At 37.1% G+C, this 16,222-nt stretch carries 14 protein-coding genes; 9 read left to right on the top strand and 5 right to left on the bottom strand.

Annotated elements, in window-relative coordinates; genetic code table 11:
• The first annotated feature begins 26 nt into the window (after positions 1-26).
• On the top strand, positions 27-212 hold the full coding sequence (locus MKY88_RS21335; RefSeq protein ID WP_008176991.1) for a twin-arginine translocase TatA/TatE family subunit: 186 nt from the start codon (positions 27-29) through the stop codon (positions 210-212).
• 16 nt (positions 213-228) lie between these two features.
• Entirely contained in the window at positions 229-1,053 is an 825-nt protein-coding gene (gene tatC, locus MKY88_RS21330; protein WP_069482798.1) for a twin-arginine translocase subunit TatC, read from the top strand.
• Positions 1,054-1,128: 75 nt separating this feature from the next.
• Here the strand turns inward: tatC and MKY88_RS21325 are convergent, their stop codons facing one another.
• Entirely contained in the window at positions 1,129-1,893 is a 765-nt protein-coding gene (locus MKY88_RS21325; protein WP_069482797.1) for a CPBP family intramembrane glutamic endopeptidase, read from the bottom strand.
• Between the two features lie 168 nt (positions 1,894-2,061).
• Here MKY88_RS21325 and groES point away from each other — a divergent pair, with 168 nt between their 5' ends.
• The 5 genes from groES to MKY88_RS21300 all read left to right on the top strand — a co-directional run bounded on the left by groES (position 2,062) and on the right by MKY88_RS21300 (position 7,186).
• Positions 2,062-2,346 (top strand): co-chaperone GroES, encoded by a 285-nt coding sequence (groES, locus tag MKY88_RS21320; RefSeq protein WP_069482796.1) that lies wholly within the window; start codon positions 2,062-2,064, stop codon positions 2,344-2,346.
• A 128-nt stretch (positions 2,347-2,474) separates the two neighbouring features.
• Positions 2,475-4,109 carry a chaperonin GroEL gene (gene groL / locus MKY88_RS21315; protein ID WP_008176984.1) on the top strand — a complete coding sequence of 545 codons (1,635 nt, stop codon included), beginning with the start codon at positions 2,475-2,477 and terminating at the stop codon, positions 4,107-4,109.
• A 207-nt stretch (positions 4,110-4,316) separates the two neighbouring features.
• Positions 4,317-5,396: a FecCD family ABC transporter permease gene (locus MKY88_RS21310; RefSeq protein WP_414673990.1), complete on the top strand. Its 1,080-nt coding sequence runs from the start codon at positions 4,317-4,319 to the stop codon at positions 5,394-5,396.
• Between the two features lie 4 nt (positions 5,397-5,400).
• Positions 5,401-6,162, top strand: a complete 762-nt coding sequence (locus tag MKY88_RS21305) for an ABC transporter ATP-binding protein (RefSeq protein WP_069482794.1) — start codon at positions 5,401-5,403, stop codon at positions 6,160-6,162.
• Between the two features lie 13 nt (positions 6,163-6,175).
• Positions 6,176-7,186, top strand: a complete 1,011-nt coding sequence (locus MKY88_RS21300) for an ABC transporter substrate-binding protein (RefSeq protein ID WP_193833204.1) — start codon at positions 6,176-6,178, stop codon at positions 7,184-7,186.
• Between the two features lie 100 nt (positions 7,187-7,286).
• Here the strand turns inward: MKY88_RS21300 and MKY88_RS21295 are convergent, their stop codons facing one another.
• The 4 genes from MKY88_RS21295 to MKY88_RS21280 all read right to left on the bottom strand — a co-directional run bounded on the left by MKY88_RS21295 (position 7,287) and on the right by MKY88_RS21280 (position 14,031).
• Positions 7,287-7,943 (bottom strand): 4'-phosphopantetheinyl transferase family protein, encoded by a 657-nt coding sequence (locus MKY88_RS21295; protein WP_445669178.1) that lies wholly within the window; start codon positions 7,941-7,943, stop codon positions 7,287-7,289.
• A complete protein-coding gene (locus MKY88_RS21290; RefSeq protein ID WP_340814654.1) occupies positions 7,940-11,107 on the bottom strand; it encodes a non-ribosomal peptide synthetase family protein in 3,168 nt (1,055 codons plus the stop codon). The genes MKY88_RS21295 and MKY88_RS21290 overlap by 4 nt, the downstream gene beginning before the upstream one ends.
• 131 nt (positions 11,108-11,238) lie before the next feature.
• Positions 11,239-12,987 carry a methyl-accepting chemotaxis protein gene (locus MKY88_RS21285; RefSeq protein ID WP_193833201.1) on the bottom strand — a complete coding sequence of 583 codons (1,749 nt, stop codon included), beginning with the start codon at positions 12,985-12,987 and terminating at the stop codon, positions 11,239-11,241.
• Between the two features lie 555 nt (positions 12,988-13,542).
• Positions 13,543-14,031, bottom strand: a complete 489-nt coding sequence (locus MKY88_RS21280) for a hypothetical protein (RefSeq protein WP_340814652.1) — start codon at positions 14,029-14,031, stop codon at positions 13,543-13,545.
• Positions 14,032-14,149: 118 nt separating this feature from the next.
• Between MKY88_RS21280 and MKY88_RS21275 the strand changes: the two genes are divergently transcribed.
• Together MKY88_RS21275 and MKY88_RS21270 are read left to right on the top strand one after the other, a co-directional pair.
• Positions 14,150-15,487: an AAA family ATPase gene (locus MKY88_RS21275; RefSeq protein WP_193833200.1), complete on the top strand. Its 1,338-nt coding sequence runs from the start codon at positions 14,150-14,152 to the stop codon at positions 15,485-15,487.
• Positions 15,480-16,211, top strand: coding sequence for a hypothetical protein (locus tag MKY88_RS21270; protein ID WP_193833199.1), 732 nt, complete (start codon positions 15,480-15,482; stop codon positions 16,209-16,211). Before MKY88_RS21275 ends, MKY88_RS21270 begins: the two co-directional genes overlap by 8 nt.
• Positions 16,212-16,222: the final 11 nt, after the last annotated feature.

Here is a 16,222-nt window from a genome sequence, read left to right as displayed (position 1 = left end):
GATGGATATAAGAGGAGGTGGCTGTAATGGGCGGTATTGGTCCTATGAGCCTCATTATTATCGGAGTTGTCGCGTTACTAATTTTTGGTCCTAAAAAGTTACCAGAGCTTGGTAAAGCATTTGGTTCAACACTACGTGAATTCAAAAATGCTACTAAAGGTTTAGCCGACGAAGATGATGATGACAAGAAAAAGAAAGAACTAGATAAGTAAGTTAGGATGTTGAGGAATGAATCCAAAAGATCTAACTGTCATTGAGCATATAGAAGAATTAAGAAAACGGCTGTTCATTGTTGCCGTTTTCTTTGTTCTCGCTATGGCCGGCGCCTTTTTTGTCGCAAAGCCACTTGTTAAATACCTTCAAACCACAGGAGCAAAATATAATATTGAGCTCCATGCATTTGACGTAGTAACACCACTAGCAATTTATATTCAAGTTGTTTTTTTAATTGCATTTATTCTTTCATCGCCAGTATTAATGTATCAATTATGGTCGTTTATTAGTCCAGGATTAAGGGAAGTAGAGCGAAGAGCAACCTTAAGCTATATACCGTATTCATTTTTATTGTTTATCGCAGGGTTATCTTTTTCATACTTTTTATTATTCCCGTATGTCATCAAATTCATGATGAATTTATCAAATGATTTAGATATTAAGCAAACAATTGGAATACATGAGTATTTTACATTTTTATTTAAACTTACAATACCATTCGGTTTTCTATTCCAATTACCAATTGTAGTATTGTTCTTTTCACGGATAGGAATATTGAGTCCAGATCTACTAATCCGTATTCGTAAATATTCATACTTTGGTCTATTTGTATGTGCGGCTCTCATTGCACCGCCTGAATTGGCGTCTCATTTAATGGTATCAGTGCCACTATTTATCCTGTATGAAATTAGTATTATGATATCTCGAGTTGGTTACAGGAAATATTTGAAATCAGAGGAGATTCGATTAAAAGAAGAGCAGGAAGCTGAGCAAAAGCGCCAGATTGAAGAGGCACTTGAGCAGCAACGACGACAAATAGAAGAATTAAATAAACCGTAATAGATAAAGCTCGTTGCCTACATAAAGGCACCGAGCTTTTGTATTTTTGACAACTTTATAGAGCTTTACAAAAAATTATTGCATTTTTTCTAGTTCTTGAAGAAACTTTTGCAATGGTTCTGCATAGAATTGTACAAGTGTCACAAATCCATTCAGCATGACGTGTGCAATAATTGAAGTCCAAATACGTTTTGTTTTGTGATATAAAAAGGCGAAGATTAAACCACAAATTGTATAAAGTAAAATATGAGAGAAGTCGAAGTGGATAATCGCAAAGAATATAGCACTTACTATTGCCGCCACCCAGAAGTTTGTTGTTTGGACAAGTGATCCAAATATAACTCTACGGAAGACGAACTCTTCTAAAATGGGACCAAATACAACGATCGCTAATATGGCAATAGGAGCTCCTTTAGCTATAGCGACAATATCAGCGGTATTTTGGGAACCTCCTTCTATACCAAAAACTGCCGTTTCAATAGCTGCTCCAATCATTTGACCAAAAAATACAAGGAAGAAACCAAGAATTCCCCAAACAATTGTGAGTGGTATCGTTTCTTTTTTCCCTTGATAAACGTTCCAAAAGGCTTTATCACGGGATGTTAAGATTAAACTTAAAATGAGCGCCACGGCAAAGCTAAGTGCAATATACCATCCTTGAGTAATCGGTGCTGCTTGCTCAGAAGCTAGGCCAGTCATCTTCATAACGAGCTTGTGAAACGGTAAGAGCAACCATCTGCTCGAGATTTGCATGAGGATATAAATCAGTAAAACATATAGAGCTGTTTTTTTATGTTTTGTTACTTTTGGAGAATTAGTCACAGTCAAAATCCTTTCCATTCATAGGCTTCCTTTCTATTGTAGATGAATATGGAAAGAAAACAAAATTTTTCGAAGTTCTGACTTGCAAAAAAAAGTGTGATTGATTATCATAATAATTGTATTAGCACTCGATGATATAGAGTGCTAATAAATTCAACAATTATTATTATTAGGAGGTTGTTTCACTTGTTAAGACCACTAGGAGATCGTATTGTAATTGAACTAATCGAGGTAGAAGAAAAATCTGCATTCGGTATTGTACTACCTGACTCTGCAAAAGAAAAACCACAAGAAGGTAAAGTTGTAGCAGTTGGGACAGGTCGTGTTTTAGAGAACGGACAACGTGTAGAGCTTGACGTTAAAGTTGACGACCACATTATTTTCTCTAAATACGCTGGTACAGAGGTTAAATTTGAAGGTAATGAATACCTAATTTTACGCGAAAGTGATATCCTTGCAATTATTGGATAATATTTGATGCACCTTAAATTAAGGTGAATGCTTATTGTTTCTTGAACAAAAAGTGACAATAAGATGAAATTGATATAAATATATTGAAGAAGCTTAACGAATATTCCATTTCAGGAGGGTAAATTCTCATGGCAAAAGATATTAAATTCTCAGAAGACGCTCGTTCATTAATGTTACAAGGTGTAGATAAATTAGCAAATGCAGTAAAAATAACATTAGGTCCTAAAGGACGTAATGTAGTATTAGAAAAAAAATTCGGCTCACCACTGATTACAAATGATGGTGTGACAATCGCAAAAGAAATCGAGCTAGAAAATCCATACGAAAACATGGGAGCAAAATTAGTAGCTGAGGTTGCTTCTAAGACAAACGAAATCGCTGGTGATGGTACAACTACTGCAACAGTTCTAGCACAAGCAATTATTCGTGAAGGCTTGAAAAACGTGACAGCTGGCGCAAACCCAGTAGGTATCCGTAAAGGTATTGATAAAGCTGTTGCTGCGGCATTAACGGAATTACACTCAATTTCTCGACCTGTAAGCAATAAAGATGAAATCGCACAAGTTGCTGCTATTTCGGCTGCTGATGATGAAGTTGGACAACTTATTGCTGAAGCGATGGAGCGTGTAGGTAATGATGGTGTTATTACAATTGAAGAATCTAAAGGCTTCACAACAGAGCTTGATGTAGTAGAAGGTATGCAATTTGACCGTGGCTATGCGTCACACTACATGGTAACAGATACAGATAAAATGGAAGCAGTTCTAGATAACCCATATATCTTAATTACAGATAAAAAAATTACAAATATCCAAGAAGTATTACCGTTATTAGAACAAGTGGTACAACAAGGTCGTCCACTTTTAATGATTGCTGAAGACGTTGAAGGAGAAGCACTTGCAACACTTGTTGTGAATAAGCTTCGTGGTACATTCAATGCTGTAGCAGTAAAAGCACCAGGTTTTGGTGATCGTCGTAAAGCAATGCTAGAAGATATCGCTATCTTAACTGGTGGACAAGTGATTACAGAGGAATTAGGCTTAGACTTAAAATCAGCTGATATTTCTTCACTTGGTCGTGCTGCAAAAGTAGTTGTGACAAAAGACAATACTACAATTGTTGAAGGTGTAGGCGGTGCAGATGCAATCGAAGCACGTATTGGCCAAATCCGAGCACAACTTGCTGAAACAACTTCAGAATTCGATAAAGAAAAACTTCAAGAACGTCTTGCGAAATTAGCAGGTGGTGTAGCAGTTATTAAAGTAGGGGCTGCAACAGAAACAGAGCTTAAAGAGCGTAAACTTCGTATTGAAGATGCTTTAAACTCAACACGTGCAGCTGTTGAAGAAGGTATCGTATCAGGTGGTGGTACTGCACTTCTTAACGTATATGCAGCAGTTGAAAAAGTGGCTGAATCTGAAGCAGGCGATGTAGCAACAGGAGTGAAGATTGTTCTTCGTGCTTTAGAAGAGCCAGTTCGCCAAATTGCTAACAACGCTGGTCTTGAAGGCTCTATCATCGTGGATCGCCTTAAACGTGAAGAAATTGGCATTGGTTTCAATGCAGCAACAGGCGAATGGGTAAACATGATGGAAGCAGGCGTAGTAGACCCAGCGAAAGTAACTCGTTCAGCTCTACAAAACGCTGCCTCTGTAGCTGCACTGTTCTTAACAACAGAAGCAGTAGTTGCAGACATTCCAGAACCAGCTGGCGCAGGTATGCCAGATATGAGCGGAATGGGCGGCATGCCAGGAATGATGTAATCGAACGCAAAATGCTATTTGAGTAACATACGTATAAAAATAAAACCAGTTCTCAGTTAAAAAATTGAGAGCTGGTTTTTTTATTGATGAGAAAATTAAATAAAAAATTTTTTCCTGTTGTTTTTCTATAAGATATCACTTACAATACAAAATGATAATGATAATCGTTATCATTAATAGTTAATTTTGATAGATAGAGGTGACATTTTGGATAATCAGGAAGCTAACAGAATAGGGATGGGCAATATATATTATGTCATAATCTTGCTATTAATCGGCTCCATTATAATATCTGCCGTTTTTTCTGTATCAATTGGTCAGGTCAGTATACCCTTCAAGCAATCAATGGATATCTTGTTGCATGCTGTATCTAATGGAAAGTTTGGCACACTCGATAGTGTGGATAGTGAGTCCTATTTGAATATTATTTTACAGGTCAGAATGCCACGTGTTATTTTTGCATTGCTCATCGGTATTGGACTTGCATTATGTGGGGCTGTAATGCAAGCAGTTGTACAAAACCCCCTTGCTGATCCATACATACTTGGTATTTCTTCAGGGGCATCATTGGGTGCAACCTTTGCCATTTTAGTTGGCTTTGGCAGCAGTGCATTGCTGGCACAATTTGGGGTTGCCTTTGGCGCATTTACAGGAGCCATGCTTACTTCTATGGCCGTGCTAATTTTATCTAGTATTGGCGGTAAAGCAACATCGGTAAAGCTCGTTTTATCTGGTGTAGTTATAGGTGCATTATGTAGCTCATTTTCAAGTCTTATTATCTTTTTTGCCAATAATGCTGAGGGCATAAAAACTGTTACTTTTTGGTCTATGGGAAGTTTAGCCTCTGCGAGCTGGGATAAAACACCGATTTTAGCAATCGTCATTGTATTAGGAGCTGCGTTATTTCTTTTTCAACATCGTGTGCTGAATACGATGTTACTCGGAGATGAATCTGCTATCACATTAGGTATCAATTTAAGTGTTTACCGTAAATTGTATATGATTCTAACATCGCTAATAACAGGAACGATGGTTGCTTATGCAGGTATGATTGGTTTTGTCGGCTTAATTATCCCGCATATTACGAGAGGGATTTTTGGAGCGGATCATAAACGATTAATGCTAGGAACGTTACTCTTAGGAGGACTTTTCATGATATGGGCAGATATTTTGTCTCGAACATTAATCGAGAATGTTGAACTACCGATTGGCATCATTACTTCTGTCATTGGATCACCATTATTTATCTATATGATTGTAAAAAAAGGTTACAACTTCGGAGGGTAGAACAATGGAATTAGTAGCAAAGGAAATAGAAGTAAAGATTGGAAAGAAGGAAATTGTAAAAAACATATCTATTCAAGTAAACAAGCAGCAATTTGTGGGCTTAATCGGACCAAATGGATGCGGAAAATCAACTTTATTGAAAAGTATTTATAAAAGCTTAGTGCCACAAAAAGGGATGGTTTTTTTAGATAATTTAGACGTCTTGAAAAGCCCAGAAAAGAAAATCTCGCAGCATTTAGGGGTGGTAGGGCAATTCAATGAAATGCACTTTGATTTAACCGTACAGCAAATGGTGATGTTAGGCAGAACACCTCATAAAAAAATGTTAGAGTCTGATAATCAAAAGGATTTTGATATTGTCGAAGAGGCATTAGCACGCACGAATTTACAAGCTTACAAGGGACGTAGTTTCCTATCATTATCTGGTGGCGAAAAGCAACGGGTTATTTTAGCGAGAACAATCGCCCAGCAGCCTAAATTTATGATCTTAGATGAACCAACGAACCATTTAGATATTCGTTATCAAATTGAAATACTATCCTGTGTGAGAAGCTTAAATATTGGTGTGTTAGCAGCACTTCACGATTTAGAAATGGCTGCACATTACTGTGATTATCTTTACGCAGTAAAAGATGGTGAGGTTTATGCGCATGGTACGCCCGAGGAAGTTTTAACACCCGAAATAATAGAAGCTTTATATCATATCAAGTGTCAAACGTTTACTAATCCAGTGACGAATGGATTAGGCTTTGCATATGGACTATAGGAGGAGCAACAACATGAAGAAGAAATTATTACTAGGAATTGCTTTGGCCGCTTTATTAACGTTAACAGCTTGCGGTAATACTACCAAAAATACTTCAGAAGAAGCACAAACAAAAGAGCATTATCCATTAACTATCGAAAACTTTACAAAGGCTGAAGGTGGTTCGACTTGGGAAAAGAAAGATCAAGTATTCGATAAGGCACCTGAAAAAATTATGGCAAACACACGCCCAGCAGCGGAATTATTATTGCATTTAGGACTAGGCGATAAAATCGTCGGTGTTGGTGCAAACTTTGGTGCTGTCGATAAATCTGTGGAAGAGGAATACTCAAAATTAAATATATTAAGTGATGAATATGTAGGGAAAGAGGTTACATTAGGAACTAATCCAGATTTAGTATTTGGTCGTGGTGGCTTATTTGATAATGCTGAATGGGGAGTAGGCACAGTAGACTCACTAAATACAATGGGTATTAAAACATTTGTATTAGAATCATCAATCACAGGTGGCACGTATGATTCTATTTATAAAGACATCGAAAATATCGGTGAAATTTTTAATGTTCAAGACAAGGCAACTAGCTTTATTAAAGAATTAAAAGATCGACAACAAGACATTACTTCAAAATTAGAAAGTATTAAAGAAGAAAAAACATTTGCTTATTTGCATACAAATGATCCAAAGGAACTTTTTGTCTACCCAGCGCATGATGAAACATTCTTTAACGACGCATTCAAAATGGTTAAGCTAGATAATATTTTCAAAGATGAAACAGGAGATGTTAGTGTGGAAACATTGATTGCATCTGATCCAGATGTATTAATTCTTCCAAACTGGGATGGCTCTGATCTGACAAAAGTTCGTGAAGAAATCTATGCTAACCCTAAGCTTTCAAGCATGAAGGCTATTAAAGACAAACAAATTTATATTGTAGATTACAATTATATGTTTGGTTATGGCTATAATACAATAGATGGTATGGAAGCCTTAGCGAAAGAAATGTATCCAGATTTATTTAAATAAACTGTATGGGAGCTGCCCAGTGGTCTATAAAACAGACACATTGGGCAGCTTTTCTGTTCATAAAAAAGGGAGGAGAAATGATAGTTTTCTCCTCCTTGTTTTATTCTTCTAGAAGCTGGTGTCTATTTAATGTTGTTAGTTTTACATTGGTAGAGCTATTATTCCAGCATATGGTGACTGGATGACGTTGATCGAGATAAAGTAATTGTGTTGAAAGATCAGCTCTTGTCCTTTTAATAACAGTAGTATCAAGTAAGTGAGGCGATAAGTTAGGAAATAAACCTGTTTTAAAAAGAGCCTCTTTTAATGTCCAAAGTTCATAAAAAACATGTAAAGGCTGATGAAGGGCCATCTGGAACTCTTGATTAGATAATGCATAGTGCATAATATCTTTATTCACTGGCTTTATTTCTTCAACATCAATTCCTACTCGTCCGTTAGTTGTTAGGGCAAGGACAATCCAATCACCAGAGTGAGAGAGATTAAAATCGCCTTCCCAATGTTGATGACTCGCTACATTCGGACGACCATATATGTCTTGAGTAATATGGAATACTGCCTTATCCATGAATGGGAGGAGCGCCCACCTGATAAGCATGTTACCTAGCAAGGCTCTTTGACGGTCCTGCCACTGTTTGTACTGCCTGATATTACTTTGGACATGAGAAGGGAGCATTTTGTTAAACGCATTCCATTCTTCCGAAGTTAACTGTCCCCCTAATGGGAGTGCAAAAATCTGTATATCATTTGTGTTCATCGTATATTGACTTGTCTGGGCTCAGGAAAGTAGCCTGTTTCTATCCCATATTCAATCATTTGATGAATAAATGCTGTATTTGGTACAGCACATTCAATTCTTGCGTTTGCTAGAAATTCAATCGTTTTTTTGCAGTTAAAGATAAATGGTGAGTCACTAGCTCCATCACCTTCTAGCTGTGCAATAGCTAAAGCTAAATATTCCTGTACGTCTATAGAATGGTCATCATGTAATAGCCAATTTGTATACTCTTGCTTGGTCATGACTTGTAAATCATAGCCAAATTCCTTTATCATATCGACTAATTCTAAATAAGTAAGTGATACAGGATTACATATATGGAATATATGTCCATTTGATGCTGGCTGATTAGCTAGACATACTAATGCTTGGCTAGCATAATTAATCGGTGTGAAGTCTACATGCCATTGTACGGAAGGTGTTTTACCTAAATAAAGCATAGCTTTAATCATACGGTAAAAGGCGTTATCATCGATATTTCGTTGGAATTTTCCTGTTTCAGAATGACAACTTAAATTACCTACACGATAGATAGAAGTAGGAATCGCGTCATGCACAGCATTTCTTACGAGATTTTCTGCTTCCAGCTTACTTTGTGTATAGACACTATGAAGCTGCATATCGTAGTTGAAATCACCTTTAGCCTCATCAGGGCCCCATTGAATGGCAGCGAGCTCCTCTGGAATGCCGATTGTTGATACATAATGAAAATGAATACCAGGTTTACGCTTTGCCAATTCAAGTAAATAACGTGTCCCATTTACATTAACATTATTAAAATGATCCGTCGCTCCGAAGTGACGTACATCGGCTCCACAGTGGATGATGGCATCGATTTTTTCTATAAGAACCTGTTCATCTTCGCTAGTTAAATGAAGGTCCTTCTTTCCTAAATCGCCTTGAATGACGGTTATTCGATCCTCCATATGTCTAGTAATGTTATGGCCAAAGTAAAATTGCATACTTTCCTTTAGCTTATCCTCTAAAGTAGCCTTTTCACTTGGTCGAATAAGACAATAGATTTGCGCTTTTGTTGTGACTAGCAGCTCGTATAACACATGACTTCCCAAATAACCTGTCGCACCTGTTAATAAAACCGTAGTCATCTGTAATGGCTTCACCATTTGTGAAACTGGTAGCTTACTAGGTTCCATCAAATCCTTATAGACAAGGTTTTTAGGCTGCATTTGCACGCCCAAATCTTCAGGCTGATAGTTGCGAATATATTGGTCTAATTCAGCAATCGTTTGATATTGGAAAAAATCCTGAATCTTTAGGAATGGTATATGCTTCTTCACTTGTACAAGAATTTCAAGTACTTTTAATGAATGTCCGCCAATGTGAAAGAAGTTATCGTGAATGCCTATTGGACTGTTGCCAAGTACATACTCCCATGCATTCGCTAGTAAAAGCTGCGTATCATTTTCAGGGGCAACGTATAGATGACTCCGTGATAATGATACATCCATTGTGACCAACTGCTTGCGATCGATTTTGCCAGTAGGGGATAACGGCATTTCTAGCAATTCGATGAATCGCTCAGGTACCATATAATCTGGTAAAAGATTGTTTAAGTAGTCTCTTAAAACTTGTTCCTCTAGCTGTACACCATTTGCCGCTGTGTAGTAAGCAAATAAATGGTTTTGGCCGTCCGACATTTTCTTAGCTACGACCACAGATTCCTGAATGATAGGATGATTGCTTAAAACGGTCTCAATTTCTCCAAGTTCAATACGGAAGCCTCTTACTTTAATTTGTGAATCTTTCCGTCCTACAAATTCAATGACACCACTAGGTAATAGGCGGACTAAATCACCTGTGCGATACATTTTTTGATCTGGTTTAAATAGATGAGGGACAAAGACCTCTGATGTTTTCTCAGGTTGATGTAAATATCCTGCTGCTAGGCCGGCTCCAGCAATACACAATTCGCCTGTTACCTGAACCGGGCAAAGCTGTTCATCCTTATTCACAACATACATCTCATAATTGGCAATCGGTCTGCCAATTGGAATACTTGATTGCATGTCTGTTAACTGACTTTTTATCTTGAAGTAGGAGGTTAAAACTGTACATTCAGTTGGTCCATAGACATTAATAATTTCTGTAGAATATCCGAACTTTTCTTGCCATTTTTGGACAATGGCAGGCAACAAGGCTTCGCCGCCAACTGATAGATATTGTAGCGTCATCAACTTGTCCCGATAATCTATAGGTAAATGTGTGGCTAGTTGTGTAAAGAAAGCGTTCGGTACAGTTGCAGTTGTTACTTGCTCTCGTGCAATCATTTCGGCAAATGCTTCTATTGAAAGACGCTCAATACTTGTGAGCATATGGAGTCTTGCACCAGAAAAGAAAGCGGTAAAAGTCTCTGTTACAGAGGGATCAAAACTGTAAGAAATAAACTGAGAAAATACATCTTTTTCAGTCGAATGGTAAATTCTTTGATTATCGGTTATTAGATTAATAACGGCTGTATGTTTAAGCAAAACACCTTTAGGTTTACCAGTAGAACCAGATGTATAAATAATATAGGCTAAATCGGATGGAAGTAGGTTACATGGTAAATCGTCTTGTGAAAGGCCACTTTCCATTTGATTGATTGTAAGCACTGTGCGTGATTGGAACTCATTATGTATTAGGTCATTCAGTAAGTCATTATACTCGTTTTTCGTTATGATAAATGGTGCGCCAGTATCATGTAAGAGATATTGGCAACGTTCTTTTGGATAACTAGGATCAATAGGAACATAAACACCACCAGCTTTTAGCACACCTAACAAACTGATGATAGTTTCCTTACTACGGTCCATGATAATTGCCACATAGTCACCTTTTTGTAGACCATTGGCCATTAGCATATGTGCAACTTGATTAGATTTTTGATTTAACTGACGATAGGTCATCTTGCCATCTTCATAGGATAGAGCGATACGGTCTGCAAACTGCTGTGCTACTTGATAAAATACTTGCGGTATCGTGATATTTTTATCATAGTCAGCCATTGTACAATTTAATGTTTGATAGGCTAAAGTATCCTCTTCATTTAATAGATGTGTATGATTGGATAGTAGCGTATCTTGTTTAGAAAAATGCTTTTTAAACTGTGATGTAGGACAATTAAATTTTCGTTTATTATTCAATCATTACAACTCCTATTTTAGAAAAGGGCAGTCACTTATGTAGGGAATTTTAAGTCCTTTAGCCCCGGCAGAAAGTATTCTGTAGAAGCTAAGGGACCAAAAACACCGTATAAGGGCAGCCCTTTCTCTTTTTATTTCACTACAAAGGTATTGACAACATTCAATAATTCTTCAGATAACTCGGATAGTACTTGAGCTTCTTCAGACACTCGCTGTACTGTATTTAGCTGAGAGGCAGAAGTTGCAGCTACTGCCCTTGTACTATCTTTAGAGTTGATGGAGAAGTCCTCCATATCTTTAACCGCGGAAGTAACTTGTTCCATGCCAGCCGCCATTTCTTCAATAGTTGCGGACAGCTCTTGTATTTGCCCTGTTACATGATGAATCGATGTTAATATTTGACTAAATGATTGTTCTGAATCGTTTATCATGACGATACCATGATCGACTTCCTCTACCGCGCGAACCATGATATTCACAGATTCATTCGTATCGTGCTGAATATGAGAAATAAGCGTGGAAATTTCTCGGGCTGAGGCCTCAGACTGTTCAGCTAGCTTACGTACTTCATCAGCTACAACGGCAAAGCCACTACCAGCTTCTCCTGCACGAGCAGCTTCAATGGCTGCATTTAAGGCTAGGAGATTTGTTTGAGAGGCAATTCCGGTAATAATGCCGACTATTTCTTCAATTTTATTAGAATGATCGCCAAGCAATTTAACAGATGCTGCTGATTGATTGACTGCCTGACTAATCGCATTCATTTGAGCGACAGACTTATTAGTCGATTCATTCCCTCTTTCTGCTTCCTCTGATGCTAAGATAGAAGATTCCGAAATTTGATTGGATGTCATTGCAATACGTTGAATTCCAATACTCATTTCTTCTATTGTAATGGTACTTTCATTGGCTCTTTGAACTTGAAGATCAGCTGCACTCGCAATTTCTTGCATGGAAGATGCTACATTATTATAGGAATCAGAAGTTTCCTGCATGTTCGTAGACAAAATATTGGCTGTGTTTGAAACACGTGCAGATACATTTGTTGTGCTCTTAATAACAGTTTTTAAGTTTTCAATCATCGAATTAAAGTTTTGAGTAAGCGTTCCTACTTCATCCGTTGAAGTAACTGGTAGAGGATCAAGCTCTAAATTACCTTCTGCTACTTTTTTAGACTGTAGGGAAAGCTGTTGAATAGGTGTTAATTTTTTTCTTAAAAGTGTGTACACAGCAATGGATGAACCAATTAAGAAAATAACCGTTACTACCAATGTCCAAAGTGCCTCAGACATAGCCTTGCCAGTCACCATCGAAACGTCATAATCAATAGCATATGCAGCTAACATAGTTCCATCATCATCTAAAATTGGTGTAAGGCCAGTTTTATAGCTACCAAATTCATCGCTATAGATATCTGTAGCTGTAGCTTCTTTTGTCTCAAAGACTTCTTTAATTCTAGCTAGAAAATCAGGTGATAAACCCATAGCAATCATGTCCTGATTATACTCAGCTCCTAGTTCAAGTATACTAGAAGATAGGACAGGTGCATTAATATTTTCACCATCAACTGTAATTAAAAAAAGATTGGTAATGCTATCTGAATAATCATTAATAGCATCCATTTCCTTCGTCAGTCGAATTGCATCAGAGTTACTATCTGAAGGATTATCTAAGATCGATTTCAATGTGTTCACATCAATTGTTTTGGCTAAGATCATACCTTTGTCATCAAGCGATTGATTCATATCTGTTAAATTACTATTTCTTACTATATAATAAGAAAGACCTAAAGTAACTAACCCAAACAGTAATAAAATACTTACCATTATAGCGGTTATTTTTTTACTAATGGACATATGCTGCTTCTTACGTTTTTTCATGCTTTTCCTCCTAATTATAATATACCGATTATTTCATGTTAAGGATGAGAAATAGGTATTGTTATCGATGAAATAAAAGCTAATTCAATGTAAAGTCTAGATGCCATTCATAGAATTCCAGATGCATTCTCAATAAATATGTACCAGTTAAAAATAATCTAATTATCCCTAACAATAAACTACTATACTGCCAAAAAAAATGATTCACAACCCAAAAAACCTACTATTTGCAGTGTAGATTTTAATAGGTAAACGAAGATATTTAGTGTTATAGTCTATGTATTTTGAAGTTTAGACGATATTTTTATGAAAATTCAAAGGGGAAATAATATAAAAAACAAGTATGCTCAAAACTGAGTCAATTTTAGTTTAATTAAAATTTGGCTAAAATCTTATTTTTTTATTTCTCTTTAAGTCTTTTTGCCTATTAAGGAATGTCATTTCTTCTAGAAAATATTATTGTCTTACTTAGTTTTTATTATGGAAATAAAATATAAATATGTAAAAAAAGGCTTTTCTTTATTCGTAAAAGAACAAAGAGAAAGCCTTTTATTTTTATGGCTGTCTGGGATTGCCGATGATACCTGGCAATATGTTTGGGAGTCCCGGCAATAATGGAGGTGGGAAGCCGGGGAATTGTCCTCCTGGAAACGGCGGATATGGCCTTGGTGGTTGTGGTGGATAAGGCTGCGGTGGATATGGTCTTGGTGGTTGTGGTGGGTAAGGCTGCGGTGGGTACGGTTGCGGCGGATAAGGTGGCGGATAAGGTGGTGGATAGGGCGGTGGATAGGAGTTACCAGGAGGTATTCCTGTACCAGCAGCTGTTATTTGGCTAACATCAACAGTCACCAACTGACCGTTATCTAATTGGATTTCGGCTGTTCTGCCTCCTGTGCCAAATGTTCGAATCAATGTACCTGAATAAGTCCCTGTAGGAAGTGTTACCCATATTTTCATACCTGGACGGAATTGACTGTTAAAATCTTCAGGAGCCAATCTAGGATAAACCAATGAAACACACCTTTCTTCACTTTTCTTTAACATATGCCTACCTACTGTGAGTGTTGTAGGCAATAGGCTAATTGATATTTAATGAGATTTTGTTATAAAATATAACAATTTTCATTATAATAGGGGAAAAGAGCTAAAGGGTGTTTAGCAGATGGCAATCATAAAAGTAAAAAAAATCAAACTAAAAAATTTACGGAATGTACGACATGGTGAGGTTACTTTGGCAGTTAGCTTCGAGACCTTTTTACAAGCAAATGTTGTTGGACTATATGGACAAAATGGTTCTGGGAAGACAACTATTGTAGATGCATTTGGTTTATTGAAGACCCTTATTTCAGGTTGGCTTGCTGAAGTGAAGCTACCCCCGCAAGAAAAGCGTCTAATTTTAGCGGGCGAGGATACAGCCAGTCTTGATTTTGAATTTTTAGTTGAGAACCAATTTGGCACATTCTTTGTCCATTATTATGTGGAGCTGCAGGAGGATCAGCATCGGCTCTATACAACACTGGAACGTCTCACGTATAGAGAAAATGACAAAGGAAAACGGTCAAAGGTGTTAATAGCTATGACGGAGAAAGGTATCCAAATTCGTCACTCAAAGTTGCCTGATATGAGTGAACAAGCACGTATTCAATTGCTTGTTATTCAACAATTAGCAAGAAAGGAATATAGATCCTTTCTTTTCCATAAAGATTTGAAGCCATTATTACAGGAACGGCTGACCGAACAAGAGATTCAGCTAATCCAAAATATAGCTGTTGATTTTAATCGAGATTTACATGTAGTGAATAACCAAAATATTGCCCCGTTATTTGAAGAACGGATCATGCCGTTTAGTATTCATTTAGAGAAAACAAGAGGGCAAATTCCATATGATTTAAAGGGTCCTGCCTTATTGCCAGAGGATGAATTCTATGCTTTATGTGAAGTGATTGAACAGAGTAACCGAGTGCTAGCTGCTATTATTCCAGGTCTGACTATTAAGATTAATATCATTACAAAGCAGACAATGGATGATGGGGGACAAGGCATCCGTTTTGAATTTTTATCGCAGCGTGGAGAGCAGGAATTACCCTTGCGAACAGAGTCAGAAGGGATATTAAAGATTATTTCGATTCTTAGTGTATTGATTGCCGTATATAACAATCCAAATGCTTGTGTCGTTATTGATGAATTAGATTCAGGCGTTTTTGAATATTTGCTAGGTGAGTTGTTAACAGTGATAGATGAGGATGGAAAAGGACAGCTTGTTTTCACATCCCATAATCTACGAGTGTTAGAGGTGCTAGCTATTAAAAATTTATGGTTCACGACAACAAATGAAAATAAACGTTATATGCAGTTAAAGGGCATTAAAGAAATAAATAATGCTAGAGATGTCTACTTGCGAGCTATTCAGCTTGGTGGACAGGATGAAGAGGTTTATAAGGAGACCAAAACATTTAAAATTAAGCGTGCTTTTCGTAAAGCAGGTGTGCAACATGACTAAAAAGGTACTTTTAATCATTGTTGAGGGACAGACGGAGCAAATTATTTTAGAGGATTATTTGGATGCTCACTTCGCGGATACAACTATACGTTTTGATGTCCAGCGTGAGGATGTATTGACAAAATGGGATGCCCATAAACGCATCCCGAATATTAAAAACAGTGTTATACGAGTAATCCAGAGTTATTTAGATAAATATAAATTTTTAGCGAAGGATTTAACTGCTGTTGTTCATATAACAGATGCAGACGGTTGTTTTATCGCACCAGAATGCGTCAGGGTCGATGAGAATATCGAGCAAAAATTATTTTATACAGAGGATGCCATTTTAGTGAAGTCCGATAAGCGTAAAGAGCAAATTGAACAGCGCAATGAGATGAAGGCTAGGAACGCCCGAATTTTAATTGCGAATGACTATTTTAGTATTAATCGCTTGAAAGTGCCTTATCAATTATTTTATTTCTCTACAAACTTAGAACATGTACTATGGGATGAGCGCAATGAAATCCCAACGGAGAAAATCCACAAGGCGGATAAGTTTATAGAAAACTTGTCTGGTACGATCGAAGAATATTTAAAAGCTTATTTGCCAGTCGATGCTGAACTACCCTATAGGGAAAAAATGAAAAAAAGCTGGTCGTTTTTAATGGAAGGAGGCCATTCATTACAGCGAGGAACGAATGTACCTCTTTTATTTGAAATGATAAAAACAGATGTACAATAAAACAGGTGACG

Source organism: Lysinibacillus sp. FSL R7-0073, assembly GCF_038009065.1.
Lineage (GTDB): Bacteria > Bacillota > Bacilli > Bacillales_A > Planococcaceae > Lysinibacillus > Lysinibacillus fusiformis.
Note: the sequence above shows the minus strand (reverse complement) of the source record. Positions and strands in the feature narration are given on the sequence as shown.